Annotated in this window: 27 protein-coding genes; all 27 read right to left on the bottom strand. The window is 69.4% G+C overall.

From position 1 onward, the window contains the following. Positions 1–242 precede the first annotated feature (242 nt). Positions 243–1562 (bottom strand): alpha/beta hydrolase-fold protein, encoded by a 1320-nt coding sequence (locus tag D8M39_RS08785; protein ID WP_055085362.1) that lies wholly within the window; start codon positions 1560–1562, stop codon positions 243–245. A 127-nt stretch (positions 1563–1689) separates the two neighbouring features. Then, positions 1690–1977, bottom strand: a complete 288-nt coding sequence (gene rpsQ / locus D8M39_RS08780; RefSeq protein ID WP_055085361.1) for a 30S ribosomal protein S17 — start codon at positions 1975–1977, stop codon at positions 1690–1692. Further along, the gene (rpmC, locus tag D8M39_RS08775; RefSeq protein WP_055085359.1) at positions 1974–2270 is read right to left on the bottom strand and encodes a 50S ribosomal protein L29; all 297 of its coding nucleotides are present in this window, start codon (positions 2268–2270) and stop codon (positions 1974–1976) included. The genes rpsQ and rpmC overlap by 4 nt, the downstream gene beginning before the upstream one ends. 3 nt (positions 2271–2273) lie before the next feature. Beyond that, entirely contained in the window at positions 2274–2690 is a 417-nt protein-coding gene (gene rplP, locus D8M39_RS08770; RefSeq protein ID WP_055085357.1) for a 50S ribosomal protein L16, read from the bottom strand. Beyond that, on the bottom strand, positions 2690–3526 hold the full coding sequence (rpsC, locus tag D8M39_RS08765) for a 30S ribosomal protein S3 (protein ID WP_055085355.1): 837 nt from the start codon (positions 3524–3526) through the stop codon (positions 2690–2692). Before rpsC ends, rplP begins: the two co-directional genes overlap by 1 nt. Beyond that, positions 3527–3892, bottom strand: a complete 366-nt coding sequence (gene rplV, locus D8M39_RS08760; RefSeq protein WP_055085353.1) for a 50S ribosomal protein L22 — start codon at positions 3890–3892, stop codon at positions 3527–3529. A 53-nt stretch (positions 3893–3945) separates the two neighbouring features. Continuing rightward, the gene (rpsS, locus tag D8M39_RS08755) at positions 3946–4227 is read right to left on the bottom strand and encodes a 30S ribosomal protein S19 (protein WP_035959716.1); all 282 of its coding nucleotides are present in this window, start codon (positions 4225–4227) and stop codon (positions 3946–3948) included. Positions 4228–4239: 12 nt separating this feature from the next. Continuing rightward, positions 4240–5079, bottom strand: a complete 840-nt coding sequence (gene rplB / locus D8M39_RS08750; RefSeq protein ID WP_126874843.1) for a 50S ribosomal protein L2 — start codon at positions 5077–5079, stop codon at positions 4240–4242. Positions 5080–5110: 31 nt separating this feature from the next. Continuing rightward, a complete protein-coding gene (gene rplW / locus D8M39_RS08745) occupies positions 5111–5416 on the bottom strand; it encodes a 50S ribosomal protein L23 (RefSeq protein WP_055085350.1) in 306 nt (101 codons plus the stop codon). After that, complete coding sequence (rplD, locus tag D8M39_RS08740) at positions 5413–6036, bottom strand: 50S ribosomal protein L4 (RefSeq protein ID WP_126874842.1); 624 nt, start codon at positions 6034–6036, stop codon at positions 5413–5415. Before rplD ends, rplW begins: the two co-directional genes overlap by 4 nt. Positions 6037–6041: 5 nt before the next feature. Further along, complete coding sequence (gene rplC, locus D8M39_RS08735) at positions 6042–6698, bottom strand: 50S ribosomal protein L3 (protein WP_055085346.1); 657 nt, start codon at positions 6696–6698, stop codon at positions 6042–6044. A 16-nt stretch (positions 6699–6714) separates the two neighbouring features. Continuing rightward, entirely contained in the window at positions 6715–7023 is a 309-nt protein-coding gene (gene rpsJ / locus D8M39_RS08730) for a 30S ribosomal protein S10 (protein ID WP_003803825.1), read from the bottom strand. A gap of 484 nt (positions 7024–7507) precedes the next feature. Further along, positions 7508–8698 carry an elongation factor Tu gene (tuf, locus tag D8M39_RS08725; RefSeq protein ID WP_055085344.1) on the bottom strand — a complete coding sequence of 397 codons (1191 nt, stop codon included), beginning with the start codon at positions 8696–8698 and terminating at the stop codon, positions 7508–7510. 159 nt (positions 8699–8857) lie between these two features. After that, the gene (gene fusA, locus D8M39_RS08720; protein ID WP_055085342.1) at positions 8858–10972 is read right to left on the bottom strand and encodes an elongation factor G; all 2115 of its coding nucleotides are present in this window, start codon (positions 10970–10972) and stop codon (positions 8858–8860) included. 79 nt (positions 10973–11051) lie between these two features. Then, entirely contained in the window at positions 11052–11522 is a 471-nt protein-coding gene (gene rpsG / locus D8M39_RS08715; protein WP_012397685.1) for a 30S ribosomal protein S7, read from the bottom strand. Beyond that, the gene (gene rpsL, locus D8M39_RS08710) at positions 11522–11896 is read right to left on the bottom strand and encodes a 30S ribosomal protein S12 (protein WP_012397684.1); all 375 of its coding nucleotides are present in this window, start codon (positions 11894–11896) and stop codon (positions 11522–11524) included. The genes rpsG and rpsL overlap by 1 nt, the downstream gene beginning before the upstream one ends. Positions 11897–12118: 222 nt before the next feature. After that, positions 12119–12946: an IclR family transcriptional regulator C-terminal domain-containing protein gene (locus D8M39_RS08705; RefSeq protein WP_055085338.1), complete on the bottom strand. Its 828-nt coding sequence runs from the start codon at positions 12944–12946 to the stop codon at positions 12119–12121. 47 nt (positions 12947–12993) lie between these two features. After that, positions 12994–13653, bottom strand: coding sequence for a 3-oxoacid CoA-transferase subunit B (locus D8M39_RS08700; RefSeq protein ID WP_094394933.1), 660 nt, complete (start codon positions 13651–13653; stop codon positions 12994–12996). Then, positions 13650–14348, bottom strand: a complete 699-nt coding sequence (locus D8M39_RS08695) for a 3-oxoacid CoA-transferase subunit A (protein WP_055085334.1) — start codon at positions 14346–14348, stop codon at positions 13650–13652. The genes D8M39_RS08700 and D8M39_RS08695 overlap by 4 nt, the downstream gene beginning before the upstream one ends. A 34-nt stretch (positions 14349–14382) precedes the next feature. Further along, positions 14383–15594, bottom strand: coding sequence for a thiolase family protein (locus D8M39_RS08690; protein WP_055085332.1), 1212 nt, complete (start codon positions 15592–15594; stop codon positions 14383–14385). Positions 15595–15730: 136 nt separating this feature from the next. After that, the gene (locus tag D8M39_RS08685; RefSeq protein ID WP_055085330.1) at positions 15731–16129 is read right to left on the bottom strand and encodes a carboxymuconolactone decarboxylase family protein; all 399 of its coding nucleotides are present in this window, start codon (positions 16127–16129) and stop codon (positions 15731–15733) included. Between the two features lie 167 nt (positions 16130–16296). Continuing rightward, positions 16297–17085, bottom strand: a complete 789-nt coding sequence (locus D8M39_RS08680) for an alpha/beta fold hydrolase (protein WP_055085328.1) — start codon at positions 17083–17085, stop codon at positions 16297–16299. Further along, positions 17082–18521 (bottom strand): lyase family protein, encoded by a 1440-nt coding sequence (locus D8M39_RS08675; RefSeq protein ID WP_055085326.1) that lies wholly within the window; start codon positions 18519–18521, stop codon positions 17082–17084. Before D8M39_RS08675 ends, D8M39_RS08680 begins: the two co-directional genes overlap by 4 nt. Beyond that, on the bottom strand, positions 18518–19093 hold the full coding sequence (gene pcaG / locus D8M39_RS08670; RefSeq protein WP_126874841.1) for a protocatechuate 3,4-dioxygenase subunit alpha: 576 nt from the start codon (positions 19091–19093) through the stop codon (positions 18518–18520). The genes D8M39_RS08675 and pcaG overlap by 4 nt, the downstream gene beginning before the upstream one ends. Then, positions 19086–19898: a protocatechuate 3,4-dioxygenase subunit beta gene (gene pcaH, locus D8M39_RS08665; protein WP_126874840.1), complete on the bottom strand. Its 813-nt coding sequence runs from the start codon at positions 19896–19898 to the stop codon at positions 19086–19088. Before pcaH ends, pcaG begins: the two co-directional genes overlap by 8 nt. A gap of 43 nt (positions 19899–19941) precedes the next feature. After that, positions 19942–21141 (bottom strand): 4-hydroxybenzoate 3-monooxygenase, encoded by a 1200-nt coding sequence (locus D8M39_RS08660; protein ID WP_126874839.1) that lies wholly within the window; start codon positions 21139–21141, stop codon positions 19942–19944. A gap of 258 nt (positions 21142–21399) precedes the next feature. Then, positions 21400–22176 (bottom strand): IclR family transcriptional regulator, encoded by a 777-nt coding sequence (locus D8M39_RS08655; RefSeq protein ID WP_126874838.1) that lies wholly within the window; start codon positions 22174–22176, stop codon positions 21400–21402. Positions 22177–22369 lie beyond the last annotated feature (193 nt).

Raw genomic sequence — 22369 nt, 5'->3', positions numbered from 1 at the left:
CGATCGCACGTGTTCGGGTGGATCACTCCACCGTGCTGCTCCCCTCGGATTCGCGCCTCGCGCAGAATCAACGAGCAAGATGTGCAGCCTTCGCGACGCCGGGCGCCGCGGAGCGGGCCGCGGTGAACCGCGGCGGCTTGCTTCCGTCCCGTGCACTCAAGGTGCACGACGTGGGACGTGATTCTGACTCAGCAGGGTCGAAGTCAGAGTGAGAGCACACGTGCGTCGACACGCGTACCGGCCTACTCTACCGCGCTTCCGGGCGGATCACCAACCGGCCGGCCTCCGGGGAAGAGTTCCACGAGGGCGGGCACCAGTGCCTCCCGCCAGCAGGCGTAGTCGTGGCCCCCGTTGAAGCGCTGGTAGCGCAGCTGGGCCGGAGTGCGGGCGAGCTCCGCGGCGAACTCGTCGTGCGGACCGGTGAGCACCCACTCCTGCTCCCCCGCCTCCAGCACGATCCGTGCGCCCGCCAGTGCCCGGGCGCCGTCGGTCGCGGCCAGGGACCGCAGCACGTCCATGGGGTACGGCTGCCACAGGGACGCCGACTGGGACGCGGCGGCACCCACGGCGTCCGGGCGGCGCAGCGCGCACAGGAGCGCGGAGAGCCCGCCCAGGCTCTGGCCCGCCACGGCCACGCGCCGCGGGTCCGGTTCCCACGCCAGGCGCTGGGCGAGCCACGGCAGCAGCTCGTCCGCCACCACGTCCTCGATCCCGCCCCTGCCGTCGAGCTCCGCCCACCGCCGCTCGGTGCCCCCGGAGTCCAGCAGGACCAGGTGCACCGGCTGCAGGGCACCGTCGGCGACCGCCGCGCGGACCGCCGCCACGACACCGTGCTCCCACCAGACCTCCCCGTCGAAGAGCAGCACCACCGGTGCCGTGCGCGCCGAGTCGCCCGCCGCCACGCCGCAGGACGCGACCGTGACGCGGTGGCCTCCGGGCGCGGCGAGCCACTGCGGACCCGTCGCGGTGGGATCGGGCCGCACCGGCCACGGGGACACCGGTGCGTCCTCGAGGGCGACGACGCCGAGGCGCCGTCCCCCGCGGCCCGGGCACCACGACGGGTTGCGGGGATCCGCCTTTCCCCCGTCCAGGGCGGCGCGCAGGTCCACGTGGTCCGCGGCGTCACGCCAGGGTGCCGCTGCGCCCCGGCGGGCGGTGAGGAAGCAGTAGGACGCACGCCAGGTGGTTTCCATGAGGTAGCCGATGTGCCACACGTCCGTGCCGGGCAGCCGCCGCATGAGCGAGTTTTCCAGGTGGGACTCGTCCGTGAGCCGGTTGACGAACAGCAGCACCTCCGCGGCGTCGTCGTGGTAGAGGAACGTCACGAACTGCCGAGGGTCACCGTTCGCGGCGGGGGCGGCGGGTTCGCACAGCGGTGTCCCCTGGGCGAGGGCGGCCTCGACCTCCCGGCGCGCCGCCGCCACATCACGGAAGTCGCCCGACGTGAGGGCGGCCTCCCAGGCGAGCACGGACGGACCGTCCGCCCTGGGGACCGGACCGGGGCGCGGCACCTTGGGCGGGCGACGTCGCCCCTGCGGCTCCGGCGTGTTCTGCTGGTTCACGGGGGACTCTCCTGTCAGGCGCGGGCGTGGGCGGTGAGGGCCGGCACGCCGCCCCCGGGTACGCCGAAGGCCCCGCCCCGGCGTGAACCGGAACGGGGCCCTCGATCAAACTCGCATCGCGAAGGTCTTACTTGGCCTTCTCGATGATCTCCACGATCCGCCAGTTCTTGTTGGCGGACAGCGGACGGGTCTCGGCAATGCGCACGAGGTCGCCGACGCCGCAGGAGTTCTCCTCGTCGTGGGCCTTCACGCGCTTGGACTTGCGCAGGACCTTGCCGTAGAGCGCGTGCTTCACGCGGTCCTCGACCTGGACCACCACGGTCTTGTCCATCTTGTCGGAGACCACGTAGCCCCGGCGGGACTTGCGGTCACCGCGCTCGGCCGCAGCCGTCTCGTTGTTGACCTGCTCGCTCACTTGGCATCACCCTCGGACTTGGCAGCCTTCTTCGAGGCCTTCTTCTCGGTCTTCTCAGCAGCCGGCGCCACGTCCTCACGGATCCCGAGCTCACGCTCGCGCAGCACGGTGTAGATCCGGGCGATGTCTCGCTTGACGGACTTCAGCTTGCCGTTGCTCTCGAGCTGGCCGGTGGCCGCCTGGAAGCGCAGGTTGAACAGCTCTTCCTTGGACTTGCGCAGCTGGTCGGTGAGGGCACCGGTGTCAAGAGCCGCGAGGTTGTCCATGTTCAGATCCTTGGATCCAATAGCCATTGATCATTCACCGCCTTCGCGACGCACGATGCGTGCCTTCATCGGGAGCTTGTGGATTGCCAGGCGCAGCGCCTCACGGGCCACTTCCTCGCTCACGCCGGAGATCTCGAACATGATGCGTCCGGGCTTGACGTTGGCGATCCACCACTCGGGGGAACCCTTACCGGAACCCATGCGGGTCTCGGCGGGCTTCTTGGTCAGGGGACGGTCCGGGTAGATGTTGATCCAGACCTTGCCGCCACGCTTGATGTGGCGGGTCATGGCGATACGCGCGGCCTCGATCTGACGGTTCGTGACGTACGCCGGGCTCAGAGCCTGGATGCCCCACTCACCGAACGTGACTCGGGTTCCGCCCTTGGCCTCTCCCCGACGGCGCGGGTGGTGCTGCTTGCGGAACTTCACACGACGTGGGATGAGCATTACTTACCACCCTCTGCGTTGTTGGCCTCCGCAGCGCTGTTCTGCTGCGGGGCTGCGGCGGAGTCGCGCTCACGGCGTCCGCCACGGTCGTTACGGTCATTCGGGCGACGACGACGCTCGCCGGCACCGCCGCCACCGCGACGGTCGTTGCGTCCGCGTGAGGACGGAGCAGCGGCCTGCTGGGCAGCCAGTTCCTTGTCGGTCAGGTCGCCCTTGTAGATCCAGACCTTCACGCCGATGCGGCCGAAGGTGGTCTTGGCCTCGAAGAACCCGTAGTCGATGTTCGCGCGCAGGGTGTGCAGGGGCACACGGCCTTCGCGGTAGAACTCCGAGCGGGACATCTCCGCGCCGCCGAGACGGCCGGCGCACTGGATGCGGATGCCCTTGGCGCCCGCACGCTGCGCGGACTGGATGGCCTTCTTCATGGCGCGACGGAACGCGACACGCGAGGCCAGCTGCTCGGCGACACCCTGGGCCACGAGCTGCGCATCGATCTCGGGGTTCTTGACCTCGAGGATGTTCAGCTGGATCTGCTTGCCCGTGAGCTTCTCGAGCTCACCGCGGATGCGGTCCGCCTCGGCGCCGCGGCGGCCGATGACGATGCCCGGGCGTGCCGTGTGGATGTCCACGCGGACACGGTCACGGGTGCGCTCGATCTCGACCTTGGAGATGCCGGCGCGGTCCATGCCCTTCGACATGAGCTCGCGGATCTTCACGTCCTCGCGGATGTAGTCCTTGTAGCGCTGACCCGGCTGGTTGGAGTCCGCGTACCAGTGCGAGACGTGGTCGGTGGTGATGCCCAGACGGAATCCGTTGGGGTTGATTTTCTGTCCCACTTAGCGGACCTCCTCCTTCTCCGGGGTCGCCACGACCACGGTCACGTGGCTCGTGCGCTTGTTGATGCGGTACGCACGGCCCTGGGCACGCGGCTGGAACCGCTTCATGGTCGGACCCTCGTCCACGAAGGCCGCGGAGACCACGAGGTCTTCCGGCTTGAACGCGAGACCCTCGCGGTCGGCCTTCTGCCGGGCGTTCGCCACGGCGGATTCGAGCACCTTGAACACCGGCTCGGAAGCTGCCTGGGGGGCAAACTTCAGAATCGCCAATGCCTCATTCGCCTGCTGGCCACGAATCAGGTTGACGACGCGCCGGGCCTTCATAGGCGTCACGCGGATGTAGCGCGCAGATGCCTTGGCTTCCATTGCTTTCCTTCTCTCGTCTTGTCGAAGAAGTGCAGCGTTCTCACCCCGAGGGGTCAGCGACGCTTGCCCTTCTTGTCGTCCTTCACATGGCCGCGGAACGTGCGGGTGGGGGCGAATTCGCCGAGCTTGTGCCCGACCATCGACTCAGTGATGAACACCGGGACATGCTTGCGTCCGTCGTGCACGGCGATCGTGTGGCCGAGCATGTCGGGCACGATCATCGAGCGGCGGGACCACGTCTTGATGACGTTCTTGGTGCCCTTCTCGTTCTCCTTGGCGACCTTCACGAAGAGGTGCTGATCGACGAAAGGGCCCTTCTTGAGGCTGCGTGGCATTAGTCAGGCTCCTTAGCGCTTGTTCTTGCCGGTACGACGACGACGCACGATGAGCTTGTCGCTTTCCTTGTTGGGGCGACGCGTGCGTCCCTCGGGCTTGCCGTTGGGGTTGACCGGGTGACGACCACCGGAGGTCTTGCCCTCGCCACCACCGTGCGGGTGGTCCACGGGGTTCATGACCACACCGCGGACGGTCGGGCGGACGCCCTTCCAGCGGTTGCGGCCGGCCTTGCCCCAGTTGATGTTCGACTGCTCGGCGTTGCCGACCTCGCCGATCGTTGCGCGGCAGCGCACGTCCACGTTGCGGATCTCGCCGGAGGGCAGGCGCAGCTGGCCGTACTTGCCCTCACGGGCGACGAGCTGGACGGAGGCACCGGCGGAACGAGCCAGCTTGGCTCCCCCGCCCGGGCGCAGTTCCACGGCGTGCAGCACGGTGCCCACCGGGATGTTGCGCAGCGGCAGGTTGTTGCCGGGCTTGATGTCCGCGTTGGGGCCGGACTCCACGACGTCGCCCTGCTTCATGCGGTTCGGCGCGATGATGTAGCGCTTCGTGCCGTCCACGTAGTGCAGCAGCGCGATGCGAGCCGTGCGGTTCGGGTCGTACTCGATGTGCGCGACCTTGGCGTCCACGCCGTCCTTGTCGTGACGACGGAAGTCGATCACGCGGTACTGGCGCTTGTGCCCACCGCCCTTGTGACGGGTGGTGATGCGACCCGTGTTGTTGCGGCCGCCCTTCTTGGGCAGGGGACGCACCAGGGACTTCTCGGGCGTGGTGCGCGTGATTTCTACGAAGTCCGACACCGACGAGCCGCGACGGCCCGGGGTTGTCGGCTTGTGCTTACGGATAGCCATGTTTTGAGTTCCTCGTTAAAGTGGTCTCCGCTCAGGAGAGCGGACCGCCGAAGATGTCGATGGAGCCTTCCCGGAGGGACACGACGGCACGCTTGGTGGCCTTGCGCGTTCCCCAGCCGAAGCGCGTGCGCTTGCGCTTGCCGGGACGGTTGAGAGTGTTCACGGACGCGACCTTGACACCGAAGATGTGCTCGATCGCGAACTTGATCTCGGTCTTGTTGGCCGAGGGGTCCACCTGGAAGGTGTACTTGCCCTCGTCGATCAGACCGTAGGACTTCTCGGAGACCACGGGACGGATGATGACGTCACGCGGGTCCTTGTTGTAGATGGCGCTCACTTCGCGTCCTCCTGCTTGCTACCGGACGCAGCTGCGACGAACGAGTCGTATGCGGCCTTGGTGAAGACCACGTCGTCCGAGACGAGCACGTCGTACGTGTTGAGCTGGTCGGCGTACACGGCGTGCACCTCGACCAGGTTGCGCACGGACAGCGCGGCGGTGTCCTCGCCGCGGCCCAGCACCACCAGCAGGTTCTTGCGCTCGGAGATCAAACGCAGCGCCTCCTTGGCGGCCTTCGTGGACGGCTGCTCGCCGCTCACGAGATCGGCCACCACGTGGATGCGGCCGTTGCGAGCCCGGTCCGAGAGGGCACCGCGCAGGGCGGCGGCCTTCATCTTCTTGGGCGTGCGCTGGGAGTAGTCACGCGGCGTGGGGCCGTGCACCACGCCACCGCCGGTCATGTGAGGGGCGCGGATGGAGCCCTGACGAGCCCGGCCGGTGCCCTTCTGCTTGAACGGCTTGCGACCTGCGCCCGAGACCTCGGCGCGGGTTTTGGTCTTGTGCGTGCCCTGGCGGGCGGCGGCCAGCTGGGCGACGACGACCTGGTGCAGCAGAGCCACATTGGTCTGGGCGTCGAAGATCTCAGCGGGCAGCTCGACGTTGACGGTTTCAGTTGCCATGAGTATCAAGCTCCCTTCACGGAGGAACGGACGAGGACGACCGATCCCTTGGGGCCCGGCAGGGCGCCCTTGATGAGCAGCAGGGAGTTCTCGGCGTCGACCGCGTGCACGGTCAGGTTCATGGTCGTGTGACGGGCGTTGCCCATCCGGCCAGCCATGCGCATGCCCTTGAACACGCGTGCGGGGTACGACGCGCCGCCGATGGAACCCGGCTTGCGGTGGTTCTTGTGTGCACCGTGGGAGGCGCCCACGCCGGAGAAGCCGTGACGCTTCATGACGCCGGCGGTGCCCTTGCCCTTGGTGGTGCCGACGACGTCGACCTTGGCGCCGGACTCGAAGAGCTCCACGGACAGTTCCTGCCCGAGCTCGTAGTCGGCGGCGTCGGAAGTACGAAGCTCGACGACGTGGCGGCGGGGCGTCACGCCTGCGGCGGCGAAGTGACCGGCCAGGGGCTTGGTCACCTTGCGGGGATCGATCGCACCGAAGCCGATCTGAACGGCGTTGTAGCCGTCCTTGTCCTCGTTGCGCAGCTGCGTCACGACGTTGGAGTCGGCCTTGACCACGGTCACCGGCACGAACTTCCCGTTCTCGTCCCAGACCTGGGTCATGCCGAGCTTGATGCCCAGCAGGCCCTTCATCTGGCGTTCGAAAGTGGTAGTCATTGGGGTGCGATCCTTTTTACAGCTTGATTTCGATGTTCACGTCAGCCGGCAGGTCGAGACGCATGAGCGAGTCGACGGCCTTGGGAGTGGGGTCGATGATGTCGATCAGCCGCTTGTGGGTGCGCATCTCGAAATGCTCACGGCTGTCCTTGTACTTGTGCGGCGAGCGGATGACGCAGTACACGTTCTTCTCGGTCGGCAGCGGGACGGGTCCCACCACCGTTGCACCTGCGCGCGTCACCGTCTCAACGATCTTCCGGGCCGAGACGTCGATGACCTCGTGGTCATAGGACTTCAGCCGGATGCGGATTTTTTGTCCCGCCATGGCGTCGTGACTCTCTTTCTTCAAGTACTTCCCTGTATGGAGTCCAGGACTCCTTGTGCTCGGCGGTCTCTGCCGCCGCCCCGCACAGACTGAATCCGGACCGTGTCCGGGTTCCTCACCCTGTCGGAGCTCCGGCACCCGAACTCGGGCGTGTCGCGCTGGGCGACGCGGCCGAGTCCACACACATTGACGCGGTGCCGGTGAATACTGATTGTTCGCGGCGCGGTCGCGCGGACGTCGGTGCAGTGCGTTTGCTTCGGCTGCACACCTGCTCCGCACCCGGTTCTCGCGTTGGACCTCTGTTCGTGCTGAGCGCGCGATTTCTCGCGCCGCTGAGCGAACAACAGCGACCATTCTGCCAGAGAACGCGGTGCCGGCGCAAACGCGGGCGCGACGGCCGGACACGACAGTGCCCCGCCCTCCCGAAGGAGTGCGGGGCACTGGAGGGTTCGGCTCAGCGCCTCACCCGGTGATCATCGGGAAATTACTTGATGATCTTGGTGACGCGGCCCGAGCCCACGGTGCGGCCACCCTCACGGATGGCGAAGCCGAGGCCCTCCTCCATGGCGATCGGCTGGATGAGCTCGACCGTCATCTCGGTGTTGTCGCCGGGCATGACCATCTCGGTGCCCTCGGGCAGCGTGATGACGCCGGTGACGTCCGTGGTGCGGAAGTAGAACTGCGGGCGGTAGTTCGAGTAGAACGGGTTGTGACGCCCGCCCTCTTCCTTGGACAGGATGTAGACGTTGGCCTCGAAGTCGGTGTGCGGGGTGATGGAACCCGGCTTGCACACGACCTGGCCGCGCTCGACGTCGTCACGCTTGAGACCGCGCAGCAGCAGGCCGCAGTTCTCGCCCGCCATGGCCTCGTCCATCTGCTTGTGGAACATCTCGATGCCGGTGACCGTGGTCTTCTGCACGGGGCGGATGCCCACGATCTCGACCTCGGAGTTGATCGGCAGCGTGCCGCGCTCGGCGCGACCCGTCACGACGGTGCCACGACCGGTGATCGTGAAGACGTCCTCGATGGGCATGAGGAAGGGCTTGTCGGTGTCGCGGACGGGGTCCGGCACGTTCTCGTCCACGGCCTCCATGAGGTCCTCGACGGACTTGACCCACTGGGGGTCGCCCTCGAGCGCCTTCAGAGCGGAGACGCGCACCACGGGGGCGTTGTCACCGTCGAAGCCCTGGTCCGACAGCAGCTCGCGGACCTCCATCTCGACGAGGTCGAGCAGCTCTTCGTCGTCGACCATGTCGGACTTGTTCAGCGCGACCAGCAGGTAGGGAACGCCCACCTGGCGGGCGAGCAGGACGTGCTCGCGGGTCTGGGCCATGGGGCCGTCGGTGGCGGCGACCACGAGGATCGCGCCGTCCATCTGAGCGGCACCGGTGATCATGTTCTTCACGTAGTCCGCGTGACCGGGGGCGTCCACGTGGGCGTAGTGGCGCTTGTCGGTCTGGTACTCGATGTGCGCGATGTTGATCGTGATGCCGCGCTGCTTCTCCTCCGGGGCGGAGTCGATGGCACCGAAGTCGCGCAGCTCGTTGACGTCCGGGTACTTGTCGGCCAGGACCTTGGAGATCGCAGCGGTGAGCGTGGTCTTGCCGTGGTCAACGTGGCCGATGGTGCCAATGTTGAGGTGCGGCTTGTTGCGCTCGAACTTGGCCTTCGCCATGGTGTGTTCCTCCTAGAACATTGAGGTGAGACTTGCTCGACTGCTCCGGACCACGGAGCGTAAGACCACAGCGCGGCAAGCGCTGCGCATGTCGAAACCTGTGCAAGTCTACTTCTGGATTACGAATTTACTGAAATTGCAGGGGCGAACCCCGGTGGATCACTCGCCGCGGTTCTTCTGGATGATCTCCTCGGCCACGGCCTTGGGAACCTCCGAGTAGCTGTCGAACTGCATCGAGTACACGGCGCGGCCCTGGGTCTTGGACCGCAGGTCGCCGATGTAGCCGAACATCTCGGACAGCGGCACGAGCGCCGAGACGAGCTTGACGCCCGTGACGTCCTCCATGGACTGGATCTGGCCACGGCGGGAGTTGAGGTCGCCGATGACGTCGCCCATGTACTCCTCGGGCGTGCGCACCTCGACGGCCATCAGCGGCTCGAGCAGGACCGGGTTGGCGCGGCGGGCGCCTTCCTTGAAGACCATGGAGCCGGCGATCTTGAACGCCATCTCCGAGGAGTCGACGTCGTGGTAGGCGCCGTCCACCAGCGTGGCCTTGACGCCCACGACCGGGTAGCCGGCCAGGATGCCGAGCTGCATGGCGTCCTGGATGCCGTGGTCCACGGAGGGGATGTACTCGCGCGGCACGCGACCACCGGTCACGGCGTTGTCGAACTCGTACAGCTCCTCGGCGTCCAGCGGAAGCGGCTCGAAGGAGACCTGCACCTTGGCGAACTGGCCGGAACCACCGGTCTGCTTCTTGTGGGTGTAGTCGACCTTCTCGACGGCCTTCTTGATCGTCTCGCGGTAGGCCACCTGGGGCTTGCCCACGTTGGCCTCGACCTTGAACTCGCGCTTCATGCGGTCCACCAGGATGTCCAGGTGCAGCTCGCCCATGCCGCCGATCTCGGTCTGGCCGGTCTCGTCGTTGAGGGACACCGTGAAGGTGGGATCCTCTGCGGAGAGCTTCTGGATGGCGGTGGACAGCTTCTCCTGGTCGCCCTTGGTCTTCGGCTCGATGGCCACGAAGATCACGGGAGCGGGGAAGCTCATGGACTCCAGCACGATCTGGTTGTTCGGGTCCGAGAGGGTGTCACCGGTGGTGGTGTCCTTCAGGCCGATCGCGGCGTAGATGTGACCGGCGGAGATCTCGTCCACCGGGTTCTCCTTGTTGGAGTGCATCTGGAAGAGCTTGCCGATGCGCTCGCGCTTGCCCTTGGTGGAGTTCATGACCTGCTCGCCGGCCTTGGCCTTGCCGGAGTACACGCGGATGTACGTGAGCTGGCCGTAGAACGGGTGCGAGGCGACCTTGAACGCCAGCGCCGCGAAGGGGCCGTTGGCGTCCGCGGTGCGGGTCATGACCTCTTCCTCGTCGTTGACGGCGTGACCCTGCACGTCCTCCACGTCGAGCGGGGAGGGCAGGTAGTCCACCACGGCGTCGAGCATGGGCTGCACGCCGCGGTTCTTGAACGCCGAGCCGCACAGCACGGGGTAGGCCTGGGAGTTGATCGTCAGCTTGCGGATGCCGGTCTTGATCTCGTCCTCGGTGAGCTCCTCGCCGCCGAGGTACTTCTCCATGAGGACGTCGTCCGCCTCCGCGACGGCCTCGACGAGCTGGTTGCGGTAGTCGTCCGCGCGGTCCTTGAGGTCCTCGGGGATCTCGCGCGTCTCGTACTTGGCGCCCAGGGAGACGTCACCCTTGGAGTCGCCCTCCCACACGAGAGCCTTCATGGTCACCAGGTCGATGACGCCCACGAAGTCGTTCTCGGCACCGATCGGCAGCTGCAGCACGAGCGGGGTCGCGCCCAGGCGGGACTTGATGGTGTCCACGGTGAAGTAGAAGTCCGCGCCCAGCTTGTCCATCTTGTTGACGAAGCAGATGCGGGGCACTTCGTACTTGTCGGCCTGGCGCCACACGGTCTCGGACTGGGGCTCCACGCCCTCCTTGCCGTCGAAGACCGCCACGGCGCCGTCGAGCACGCGCAGGGAGCGCTCGACCTCGACCGTGAAGTCCACGTGGCCCGGGGTGTCGATGATGTTGATCTGGTAGTCGTGCCAGTAGCACGAGGTCGCGGCGGACGTGATGGTGATGCCGCGTTCCTGCTCCTGAGCCATCCAGTCCATCGTGGATGCACCGTCGTGCGTTTCGCCGAGCTTGTGGTTGATGCCCGTGTAGAACAGGATTCGTTCGGTGGTCGTGGTCTTACCGGCATCGATGTGAGCCATGATGCCGATATTGCGGACCTTCTTGAGGTCGGTAAGCACGTCGAGTGCCACGATGGTTCCCTTCGTAAAAGGTGGTGCCGGGCCCTGGTGTCGGCCCCGCCCTGGGCGGGGCCGACAGGACTACCGAATTTTACCAGCGGTAGTGGGCGAAGGCCTTGTTGGATTCGGCCATCTTGTGGGTGTCCTCGCGGCGCTTCACAGCGGCACCGAGGCCGTTGGAGGCGTCGAGGATCTCGTTCTGCAGACGCTCGGTCATGGTGTTCTCACGACGCGCCTTGGAGTAGCCCACGAGCCAGCGCAGGGACAGCGCCTGGGCGCGGCCCGCCTTGACCTCGACCGGCACCTGGTAGGTGGCGCCGCCGACACGACGGGAGCGGACCTCGAGGGCCGGCTTCACGTTCTCCAGCGCCTTCTTCAGGGTGGCCACGGGATCGGAGTTGGTCTTGTTGCGCACACCCTCGAGGGCACCGTAGACGATGCGCTCGGCGGTGGACTTCTTGCCGTCCTGCAGGACCTTGTTGATCAGCTGCGTGACCACGGGCGAGCCGTAGACGGGATCGACGACGAGGGGGCGCTTGGGAGCGGGACCTTTACGAGGCATTACTTCTTCTCCTTCTTGGCGCCGTAGCGGGAGCGGGCCTGCTGGCGGCCCTTGACACCCTGGGTGTCGAGCGCGCCGCGCACGATCTTGTAGCGAACACCGGGCAGGTCCTTCACACGACCGCCGCGCACGAGCACGATGGAGTGCTCCTGCAGGTTGTGGCCCTCGCCGGGGATGTAGGCGGTGACTTCGACGCCGCCGTTGAGCTTCACACGGGCGACCTTGCGCAGCGCCGAGTTCGGCTTCTTGGGGGTCGTGGTGAAGACGCGGGTGCAGACGCCGCGCTTCATGGGGTTGCCCTTGAGCGCGGGAGCCTTGGTCTTCACGACCTTGGAGTGCCGGCCCTTGCGGACCAGTTGCTGGATAGTTGGCACAGTGCCTCCTGGTGGAGCGGGACCCGGTGTGTGCCGGACCCGCAGGTGACGGGACGGTGATTCCGGGCGCCATGCCCGTGCCGCGCGGACCCTTGAGGCCGGAAACGGTGCGTGAGCATGACTAAAGATGGCATCTAGGTACAAGGTGCGTACCAGTGGACAGGGTCCAAAGTGCCATCTCATTGCAGATCGCCCGGAATCGAGCAATTCTGGCCTAGCGTATCAGCTTCCCCCACCGGAGGGGAAACCGGTGTGTCCCGACGCCGCGACGTCCGCGGACAGTGCCCGTGCGCAGCGCTGCAGTGCCGGGACCACGCGCTCGTCGGGCTTCTCGACGGCGCCGGTGCCGAGTCCCACGCGCATGGAGGCGTTGACCGCGGCGACCACCGTGCCCCGCGCATCCGTGACCGGCACCGCCACGGAGCGCAGCCCCATCTCGAGCTCCTGGTCCACGACCGCCCAGCCGGCGCGCCGCACTGCGGCGATCTGCGCCCCCAGCTGCTCCCGGTCCGTGAGGGTGCGAGGGGTGAGGTGCTGCGGCTCGACCGCCTCGAGGTGTGCCATCAGCTCCCGCGGCGGCAGTCCGGCGAGCAGCACGCGGCCCATGGAGGTGGCGTAGGCGGGCAGCCGTGTGCCCACGGCGATGCTCACGCTCATGATGCTCTGCGTGGCAACCCGCGCCACGTAGACGATCTCCGCGCCGTCGAGCACGGACAGGGACGTGGACTCCCCCAGCTCCGCCGATAGGGCCCGCAGGTGGGGCTGCGCGAGCTGGGGCAGCGACAGGGCGCTGAGGTAGGCGTAGCCGAGGCCGAGCACCTTGGGGGTCAGCTCGAAGCCGCGGCCGTCGCTGCGCACGTAGCCGAGCGTCTCCAGCGTCAGCAGGAACCGGCGGGCCGTGGCGCGGGTCAGCTCCGTGCGGCGCGCGACCTCGGACAGGCTCATGACCGGGTGCTCGGCGTCGAAGGCCGCGATCACCGTGAGCCCCCGCGCGAGGGACTGCACGAAGCCGTCCCCGGGAACGGCCCGGGCGCCGTCGTCCGCGGTCACGTCCGTCCTCCTCGGCTCCTCGGTGGAACGGTCGCTGGGCGGGACGGTCACTGCGCGGGGGTGAGTTCGACGTCCAGCTGCTCGACCAGCTCGTCGTAGCCCACGCCGAACGTCTCGCGCACCACGATCCGGCCGTCCTCGACCACGAAGACCCCGAGGTCGGTGTAGACGCGGGACACGCACCCCACCCCCGTGAGCGGCATGGTGCACTGCTCCACGAGCTTGGACTGCCCGTTCTTGGACTTCAGGGTCATCATCACGAACGTCTGCTTGGCGCCGGTGGCGAGGTCCATGGCACCACCCACGGCGGGGATCGCATCCGGCTTGCCCGTGTGCCAGTTGGCCAGGTTGCCGTGGCGGTCCACCTGGAACGCGCCCAGGACGCAGCAGTCCAGGTGCCCGCCGCGCATCATGGCGAAGGAGTCCGCGTGGTGGAAGTACGAGCACCCCGCGGTCTCCACCACCGGAATCTTGCCGGCGTTGATGAGGTCCGGGTCCACCTCGTCCCCGTGGGCCTCACCGCCCATGCCGAGCATGCCGTTCTCGGTGTGCAGGGTGACGTCGTCCTCCGGGCCCAGGTAGTTGGACACCAGCGTGGGCTGGCCGATCCCCAGGTTCACGTAGGCGCCGGCGGGGATGTCCCGCGCGACGACCTCCGCGAGCTCCTCGGGGGACAACGGGTGGTCGCTGGTCTGCGGGACGCTCATGCCGCACCTTCCTCTCGGGGGTCCTGCTGGCGGGGGTGGTCAACGCGGACCACCGTGTCCACGTAGATCCCGGGGGTCACGACGACCTCCGGGTCGATCGCACCGCGCTCCACGACCCCGTCCACCTGCACGATCGAGTGCGTGGCGGCCGCCGCCATGACCGGGCCGAAGTTTCGCGCGGTCTTGCGGTAGACCAGGTTGCCGGCCCGGTCTGCCCGCAGCGCCTTGGTCAGGGAGAATTCCGCGTGGATCGGGTACTCGAGCACCTGGCGCCGCCCGTCCAGCTCCCGCACCTCCTTGCCCTCCGCCAGCGGCGTGCCGTAGCCGGTGGGCGTGAAGAACGCCCCGATCCCGGCCCCGGCCGCGCGGATGCGCTCGGCGAGGTTTCCCTGTGGGACGACCTCCAGCTCGATCTGCCCGGCCCGGTACTTCTCGTCGAAGTGCCACGAGTCGGACTGTCGGGGGAAGGAGCAGATGATCTTGCGCACCCGCCCGAGCTGGATCAGGGTCGCGAGCCCCACGTCCCCGTTGCCGGCGTTGTTGCTGACCACGGTCAGGTCCGTGGCCCCGTTGTCGATCAGGGCGTCGATGAGCTCCACGGGCTGTCCCGCGACCCCGAAGCCGCCGATCATCACGCACGCGCCGTCGTGGACGGGCGCCACGGCCTCCGCGGCCGTCTCTGCAATGGTGAGCACGTTCTCTTGTCCCTCCGTCTGTCGAACCGGGGCCTCAGCCCCGGGCGTCCTGGTTCTCGAGCACCACCGCGAGGCCCTGCCCCACGCCGATGCACAGGCTCGCAACGCCCCAGCGCTGCCCGGACTCCTGCAGCCGCCGCGCGAGGGTGCCGAGCGCGCGGGTGCCCGAGGCTCCCAGCGGGTGGCCGAGGGCGATCGCACCGCCCCACGCGTTGACGATCTCCTGGTCCACGCCCCACTGCCGCAGGCAGGCGAGGGACTGCGCGGCGAACGCCTCGTTGAGCTCGACCGCCGCGACGTCGTCCCACGTGATCCCGGCCCGTCGCAGCGCGGTCTCCGCGGCGCGCACCGGCGCCTCCCCGAAGAACTGGGGCTCGTTGGCCGCGGCGCCGCGCCCCGCGATCCGGGCGATGGGCTGCCTGCCCAGCAGCTCGGCACCGCGTTCGCTGCCGAGCCACACCGCGGACGCGCCGTCGTTCATGGGCGAGGAGTTGCCCGCCGTGACCGTGGCGTTCTCGCCGGTGCGGAAGACCGTGCGCAGCCCCGCCAGGGACTCCGGCGTGGAGTCCGGGCGGATGGTCTCGTCCCGGGTGAGCTCCACGCCCTTCCTGCTGACGGGTGGCACATGGACGGTGAGGTCGTCGTAGCGCCCTTCGTCCCAGGCCTTCGCGGCCAGCCGGTGGGAGCGCGCGGCGAACTCGTCCTGCTCCTCGCGGGTGATGCCGTGCTTCTCGCGCAGCTGCTCGGTGGCCTCACCGAGCGAGACGGTCCACTCGTCCGGCATCTCGGGATTCACCAGGCGCCAGCCCAGCGTGGTGTTGGCCAGCTCGAGGTTCTGCATGGGGAACGGGCGTTCCGTCTTGGGCAGCACCCACGGGGCGCGGGACATGGACTCGACGCCGCCCACGAGCAGCACGTCCCCCTCCCCCACCTCGATCTGGCGGGAGGCGATCATCGCGGCGTCCAGGGACGAGCCGCACAGCCTGTTGACGGTGGCGCCGGGGACGCTCACGGGCAGGCCCGCGAGCAGGGTGGCCATGCGGGCCACGTTGCGGTTCTCCTCCCCCGCCCCGTTCGCGTTGCCGAGGTACACCTCGTCGATGGCCGCCGGGTCCAGGGCGGGCGCGCGCTCCACGAGGGTGCGCACCACGAGCGCCGCGAGGTCGTCCGGGCGGTGGCCCGACAGCGCGCCGCCGAGTTTGCCGAACGGGGTCCGCACTGCGTCGTACACGTAGGCCTGGTTCATGGGGATCCTCACCGTGGGAGTTCGACCGGCCGGGACCGGCGGGTGCGGGGGCGCGGTACCGCGCCCCCGGATGCTGGTCACCAGCCTAGGGGGAGGTGATCGCCATGTGAACACTTGTTCGCGTGGCGAACAGGGCTCAGTCCTGCACCTCGGACAGCGCCTTCTGCGCGTGCTTGAAAGCGTTGTTGGCCGAGGGCACGGACAGGTAGATCGCGGACTGCATGACAACCTCCTTGATCTCCTCCGTGCTCAGGCCGTTGCGCAGCGCCGCCTTGACGTGCATCTCGAACTCCTCCCAGTGCGCCCCGGCGATCAGCGCCGTGAGCACGCACGCGCTGCGCATCCGCCGGTCCAGCCCTGGACGGGTCCAGATCTCGCCCCACGCGTAGCGCGAGATGAAGTCCTGGAAGTCCTCGGTGAACTCCGTCTTGCCGGCCTCGGCGCGGTCCACGTGGGCGTCCGTGAGGACCTCGCGGCGCACGGTCATGCCGTCCGCGTGGGCCTGCGCCTCGGTGCGTTCGGGGTGTCGGTTCATGCTGTCCTCTGCTCTGCTGTCGGTGGGCGGGCGGCGGGCCGGTTCGTGGGGGTTGGTGCGCGAGGGTCGCTGCGCGGCGCGTCGGCGTGTGCTGGGTCGGCGCGCGGGTTCACAGTGCCGCGGGGTCGCAGTGCCGCGGGTCGCTGCGCGGGCGGGGGTGCGGCGCGTCAGCGCATGGCGGCGACCAGGTCCGTGAGGACCCGCTCGAGCAGCTCCGGTGCCGCGAGGGGGACCAGGTGGGCGGCGCCGTCGACGATCTCGCAGCGCGCCCGCAGCGCCTGCGCGAGCGGCCGGGCGACGTCGGGCCCCACCATGGCGTCCTCGGTGCCGGTGACGACGGCGCTCGGCACGGCAGCGGGGCCGGTCTCCTCTCGCAGGTCGTAGTCCGCGAGCGCCCGGCACGCCGCCGCGTAGCTGAAGCGGTCGGTGCCCTGGAGGTCGTGCAGCAGGGGCGTGCAGAGCTCGGAGTGCTGCGCCAGGAAGTCGGCCGCGAACCAGGCCTTCGCGCACGTGACCACCTGGGTGGGGGTGCCCGCGCTCGCCACGAGCTCGGCGCGCTCGCGCCAGGAGGCCGGGTCCGGGAAGTAGTCGGCCGTGGCGACGAGCGTCGCGGACTCCAGGTGCGATGAGCCTGATGCGAGCTGCTGCTGCACCACGGCCCCGCCGATCGAGGTCCCCATCGCGTGCCACGGCCCCGGCCCCACGCGCTGCGTGACCGCGCGCTCCACGCCCTCGGCGAGCTCGGCCACCGTGAACTCCTGCGTCGGGGCGCTCACGCCGTGGCCGGGGAGATCCCAGCCGACCACGTGGAAGCGGCCCGAGAGCAGGGGGACGAGCGGCGCGTACAGGTGCGTCACGGAGGTGCCCAGCGCGGGGCCCAGCACCACGAGGGGTGCGTCCGCGGGGAGGTCCTGCGGGCGCGTGAACTCCACGAGTCCGAGTTCGGGAACGGTCATCGTCTCTTCCTCTCGTCGTGTCGGGCGGCGGCGCGCTCGCACAGCTGCGGGGCCGCACCCAGGTATCCTCGCGGGTCCAGCAGGCCGCGGATCCAGCCGGTGAGCTCGGAGGCGGCCACCCCCTCGGGCAGCTCCACGTCCTCACCCGTCCGCACCTCAGCCGCGAGCGCGGCGGCGAGCGCGTCCGGATCCTGCGGCTCGGCGCGCACGGCAGCCTGGATGCGCTGCTTCGCACTGCGCCCGTCCCGCTCCCCCAGCACGGGGGCCAGCGCGGTGTTCAGCCGTTCGGCCATCACGCCCGTCCCGGCGTCCGCCAGGTTGCGGGTCATGCGCTCCTCGCCGACGGTGAGCCCCTCGGCCAGTTCGGCCGCGTGCGACGACGCCGCGGCCGTCAGCACCGCGAGCTCGCGCAGCGCTGGCCACTCGGCGTGCCAGCCGCCGTCCGGCCGCTCGTCGTCCGCGGCACTCGCGCCTGCCACCACCTGGGCCAGCAGGGCCGGCGCCGCGATGCCCGTGCGCTTGAGGAGCACGCTCAGCACGGGGTTCTGCTTCTGCGGCATGGCCGAGGACACGCCTCGGCCCTCGGCGGCCGGTTCCCGGAGCTCGCCGACCTCGGGCCGCGACATCGTCAGGACGTCGTTCGCCATCCGGGACAGCGCCGCCGTGGTCTCCGCGAGGCTCCCCGCGGCCCGCAGCACCGGCACCCGGTTGGTGTGCCACACGCCGTCGGGCAGCTCGAGTCCAAGCTCCTCCGCCCAGTGCCCGAGCAGCTCCCGGACCCGCTGCCACGCCCGTTGCCCGGAGTCCCCGGGGTGGGTGCAGCGTGCCACGGTGGCCGCGAGCGTCCCGGCCGCCCCGCCGAAGGAGACGGGCAGGTGGGCGCGCGCGGCGACGTCGTCCGCGGCGTCGTCCACGCCCGCGAGCCAGGACGCCGCCTTGAGACCGAAGGAGACCGGCAGGGCGTGCTGGGTCAGGGTGCGCCCGACCATGACCGTGTCCCGGTGACGCACCGCGAGGCCCGCGAGCGCGTCCCCGGTGCGGTCAAGCCCGTCCAACACGGTGCCGCGCACGTCCTCGACCACGAGGGCCAGGGTCGTGTCCATCACGTCCTGGCTCGTCAGACCGGCGTGCACTGCGCCCAGGGGACGGCCGTGCTCCTCCTCGACCACCCGGCGGTAGGCCGCCAGCAGCGGGATCACGGGGTTGCCCCCTCCCTCGGAGGCGACCGCCAGCTCGGTGAGTGACGCCTCGTCGAGCGGCACCCGGTCCACCGCGGCGTGCGCGGCCTCGGCGGCAGCGGCGGGCACGAGCCCCGTCCGGGACTGGGCGGTGACCCACGCGTCCTCCACCCGGAGGATCGCGCGGGCCACGGCACGGTCGTCGGCCAGGGCCGCGGCCCGGTGCGCTCCGGGCAGCAGCAGACCCGCCTCGATCACTCGTCGCCCGGGTAGGAGAGGAACACGGTCTCGTGCTCACCCTGCAGGTGCACGTCGAAGTGCAGCGAGCCGTCCTCGAGCCGTTCCGCGATCAGCGTGGAGCGCTCCTCCTCGGACAGTGAGCTCAGCAGGGGGTCGCTCGCGAGCGCCTCGGTGTCCTCGGGGAGGTAGATCCGCGTGAACAGCCGGTTGAGCAGACCGCGCCCGAAGACCGTCATGAGGATGAACGGCGCCTTGCCGGCCTCGGTGGGTCCGGGGTTCACCGTGGTGAAGTCGTAGTGGCCCGCGTTGTCCACGGCCACCCGGCCGAAACCGGTGAACGTGTAGCCGTCGCGCTTGAGGGACCCGGGCTCCTGCGAGACCCTGCCGTTCTCGTCCGCCTGCCAGATCTCGAGCATCGCGTCCGGGATCGTGGCCCCGTGGCCGTCGTACACGGTCCCGTGCAGGCGCACGGCGTCCGGGTGCGACAGCGGCACCAGGAACTCCCCGCCCTCGTAGGGCAGCGCGTAGCCGTAGAAGGGTCCGATGGTCTGGCCGGGTGTGGGCACCAGGCGCTCGGTGTTCTCAGTCATTGCTGTCGTCCTCCGTCCAGGTCCGGTTCGAGCCGCTCAGGACGATGTCCCAGCGGTAGCCGAGCAGCCACTCGTGCTCGGAGACGTCGTGGTCGTAGGTGGCCACGAGCCGGTCGCGGGCCTTCGGGTCCACGATGGACTGGTAGATCGGGTCCAGCGCGAACAGCGGATCCCCGGGGAAGTACATCTGGGTGATCATCCGCTGCGTGAAGTCCGTTCCGAACAGCGAGAAGTGCACGTGCGCCGGACGCCACGCGTTGAGGTGGTTCTTCCACGGGTAGGGCCCCGGCTTGATCGTCACGAACGAGTACGAGCCGTCGTCCCCCGTGAGGCAGCGGCCCACGCCCGTGAAGTTCGGGTCGATGGGTGCCGGGTGCTGGTCCCGCTTGTGGATGTATCGCCCCGCCGCGTTGGCCTGCCAGATCTCCACGAGCTGGTTGCGCACCGGACGGCCGCTGCCGTCCACGATGCGCCCCGAGATCCGGATCCGCTCGCCGATGGGCTCCCCGCCGTCCTGGATGGTCAGGTCCGACTCCAAGGGGTGGACGTCCCGCTGGCCGAAGGCCGGGGCGTAGAGCTCGATGGTCTCCGGGTCCGTGTGGCGCGGGTCCTTGGTGGGGTGGCGCAGGATCGAGCTGCGGTACGGGGCGTAGTCCAGGCGGGGCTGGTTCTCGACCGTCCCGGAGGCCTCGTACTGCGCGCTGATCTGCGCCATCTCGTCGTCGAGCTGCGTCTGCGTGTCTGCGGCGTCGTCCGCGCCCTTGACGTACGGCGGGTCGAAGGTGTCGTCGTTCTCGGCGGTCATGGTCATCTCCTCGGGTGGGTGGTGGGGTGGGCAGCGTGTCTCGTCAGGTCCGGTCCCGCCAGCCCGTGTAGGACTCGGCGAAGTACGCCGAGCCGTGGCGTGAGCCGGTGAGCGCCTCGAACTCGCCGCGACGGCGCTTCGCGGCGAAGGGGGTCTCATCCGGGGCGGTGCGCATCAGGCTGGTGACCCAGTACGAGAAGTTCTGGGCCTTCCAGATCCGCTCCAGCGCCACGGCCGAGTAGGCGGCCAGTCCGGCGTCGTCGCCGGTCTCGAAGAAGTCCACGACGGCCGGGGCCAGCACGCGCACGTCGGAGAACGCGAGGTTCAGGCCCTTGGCACCCGTGGGCGGCACGGTGTGCCCGGCGTCCCCCACGAGGAACATGCTTCCGTGGCGCAGGGGTTCGCACACGTAGGAGCGGAACGGCAGGACCGTCTTGTCGAAGATCTGCCCGCGGTTCAGGGTGAGCCCGTCCGGGCCGTCCACCCGCGCCTGCAGCTCGTCCCAGATCCGCTCGTCGTCCCACTGCGCCACGTCCGTGTCCGGGTCGCACTGGAAGTACATGCGCTGAACGGTGTCGCTGCGCTGGGAGATCAGGGCGAAGCCGCGGGGCGAGGTCGCGTAGATCAGCTCGGGGGCCGACGGCGGTGCTTCGCACAGGATCCCGAACCACGCGAACGGGTACTCGGTGAAGTTGTCCGTGCGGACCTCCGCGGGGATCTGCTTGCGGCAGACGCCCCGGGAGCCGTCCGCGCCCACGAGCAGCCGGGCGCGGATCTCCAGCGACTCGCCGTCCGCGGTGGTGCAGTGCACCGTGGGGTGCTCCGTGGTCAGCTCGCTCACGCGGGTGTCCGAGACCTCCCAGTGGACGACGCCGCCGTCCCGCTCGCGCGCGGCGGCGAGGTCTGTGAACACCTCGTTCTGCGGGTACAGCCACACGGACTCCCCCACCAGCTCCTGGAAGTCGATGCGCCGGCTCTCGCCGTCGAAGCGCAGCACCGTGCCCTCGTGCTCGTGGCCGTGGCTGAGCACCCGCCCGTCCACACCGGAGTCCGTGAGCATCGCGACCGTGCCCGCCTCCAGGATGCCCGCCCGGTGGGTTCGGGCGATCTCCTCGCGGGAACGTGTCTCGACCACCACGGTGTCGATGCCCGCACGCGACAGCAAGTGGGAGAGCATCAGGCCGGCAGGGCCCGCCCCCACCACCGCCACGTCGGTCTCGACGACCGTTCGCTCCTCGAGCATGTGTCCTCCTAGCGCACGTCCGGCTCCCATTATGGTGGCGGCCATGGCGCGCATCACATCTGTTCCGTTGAACGGGATGGTGGGCGCGGGGCCGCCCGGGCGCCCGGTCTGGTGCGCCGTCCCCGGCCCGTCCGGGATGGGTGCCCGGCGTCCGTGTCCGCCCGGAGCACTGCTGCGGCGGTGACGACGGCGCCGCCCGCCCCGGGCCACGACCGCCGCTGGCACGCATGCGACCCCGGGAACAACCGGATGTCGTTGTCAGAGGGCTCCGAGCGCGCGGGAGATGCCGTGCCCCGCAACCCGAAGTGTTTGCACGATGGCGGGGAGGTCCGCGTCCCGCATCTCGGTCAGCGGGAGCACTGTGCCCAGTGCCGCCGCGCGGTGACCCGCGGGGACCTTCAAGGGCACCGCCACTCCCCCGGTCCCCTGGTCGATGCGCTCGCGCTGGACCGCGTACCCGCGCCGCGCGAAGACGGCCAGGTCCGCGGCGAAACGCTCGGCAGTGGCCGTGAGCGCGGCAGGGTCCGCGGCGGCGTCGGGCACCCAGGCCGCGCGGTGGTACTGCGCGACGACCTCGGCGGAGCACTGGCTCAGCAGCGCCAGGCCGGTGGCCGAGCGGTGCAGCGGCAGCCGCCCCGCCACGATCGAGCGCAGCGGAACCGTGGACTCGCTCGCCGCGATCCGCTCCGCGAACAGCACGTCCAGCCCCTCCACCACGCCCACGTGCACGTGCTGGCGCAGCACGGCGTGGACGTCCGACATGAACGGGATGGCCGCCGCGGCAAGACTCTCCGCCGACGCGGAACGGGAGGCCAGCTCCCACAGGCGCGTGCCCACCCGGTAGGTCTGCGCGGACCCGGCCGCCAGCCACCCCGCACGCTTCATGTCCCCCAGGATGCGGTGGACGGTGGACGGCGGCAGCCCGGTGGCGCGGCAGATCTCTCGGAAGCTCAGCTCGGGCCGCGCGGGGCCGAACGCGCTGAGGACACGGTCGAAGCGCTCGATGAGCGACTCCCCGGACGCCGAGTTCGCCACGGCCACCCTCCCCTTCCCCGCGGTGCGCGTCCCGCGGGCCGCGATGCGCCCAGTCTAGGTGCGCGGCCCGCAGTCCCGTGCCCGCGGTCCCGTACCCGCGGTCCGGCGCCCGGGCACGACGAAGCCCGGGCGGTCCCCCTCTCGGGGGCCCACCCGGGCTCTGTCGATCACGTCACCGGTGGGCGACGTCGCG

It is taken from the genome of Kocuria sp. HSID17590, from assembly GCF_003989485.1.
Lineage (GTDB): Bacteria > Actinomycetota > Actinomycetes > Actinomycetales > Micrococcaceae > Kocuria > Kocuria salsicia.
This window is presented reverse-complemented; position numbering and strand designations above follow the sequence as displayed.

Bases quoted from the DNA above. Each gene is read 5' to 3' on its own strand.
- rpmC (WP_055085359.1), bottom strand. From the start codon at position 2,270: ATGGCTATTGGATCCAAGGATCTGAACATGGACAACCTCGCGGCTCTT.
- D8M39_RS08700 (WP_094394933.1), bottom strand. From the start codon at position 13,653: ATGAGCGTCCCGCAGACCAGCGACCACCCGTTGTCCCCCGAGGAGCTC.
- pcaG (WP_126874841.1), bottom strand. From the start codon at position 19,093: ATGACTGAGAACACCGAGCGCCTGGTGCCCACACCCGGCCAGACCATC.
- rplC (WP_055085346.1), bottom strand. From the start codon at position 6,698: ATGACTACCACTTTCGAACGCCAGATGAAGGGCCTGCTGGGCATCAAG.
- tuf (WP_055085344.1), bottom strand. From the start codon at position 8,698: ATGGCGAAGGCCAAGTTCGAGCGCAACAAGCCGCACCTCAACATTGGC.
- D8M39_RS08680 (WP_055085328.1), bottom strand. From the start codon at position 17,085: ATGACCGTTCCCGAACTCGGACTCGTGGAGTTCACGCGCCCGCAGGAC.
- rpsS (WP_035959716.1), bottom strand. From the start codon at position 4,227: ATGCCACGCAGCCTCAAGAAGGGCCCTTTCGTCGATCAGCACCTCTTC.
- D8M39_RS08660 (WP_126874839.1), bottom strand. From the start codon at position 21,141: ATGCTCGAGGAGCGAACGGTCGTCGAGACCGACGTGGCGGTGGTGGGG.
- rplP (WP_055085357.1), bottom strand. From the start codon at position 2,690: ATGCTCATCCCACGTCGTGTGAAGTTCCGCAAGCAGCACCACCCGCGC.
- rpsG (WP_012397685.1), bottom strand. From the start codon at position 11,522: ATGCCTCGTAAAGGTCCCGCTCCCAAGCGCCCCCTCGTCGTCGATCCC.
- rplD (WP_126874842.1), bottom strand. From the start codon at position 6,036: ATGGCAACTGAAACCGTCAACGTCGAGCTGCCCGCTGAGATCTTCGAC.
- rplV (WP_055085353.1), bottom strand. From the start codon at position 3,892: ATGGAAGCCAAGGCATCTGCGCGCTACATCCGCGTGACGCCTATGAAG.
- rpsJ (WP_003803825.1), bottom strand. From the start codon at position 7,023: ATGGCGGGACAAAAAATCCGCATCCGGCTGAAGTCCTATGACCACGAG.
- D8M39_RS08690 (WP_055085332.1), bottom strand. From the start codon at position 15,594: ATGAACCAGGCCTACGTGTACGACGCAGTGCGGACCCCGTTCGGCAAA.
- pcaH (WP_126874840.1), bottom strand. From the start codon at position 19,898: ATGACCGCCGAGAACGACGACACCTTCGACCCGCCGTACGTCAAGGGC.
- rplB (WP_126874843.1), bottom strand. From the start codon at position 5,079: ATGGCTATCCGTAAGCACAAGCCGACAACCCCGGGCCGTCGCGGCTCG.
- D8M39_RS08685 (WP_055085330.1), bottom strand. From the start codon at position 16,129: ATGAACCGACACCCCGAACGCACCGAGGCGCAGGCCCACGCGGACGGC.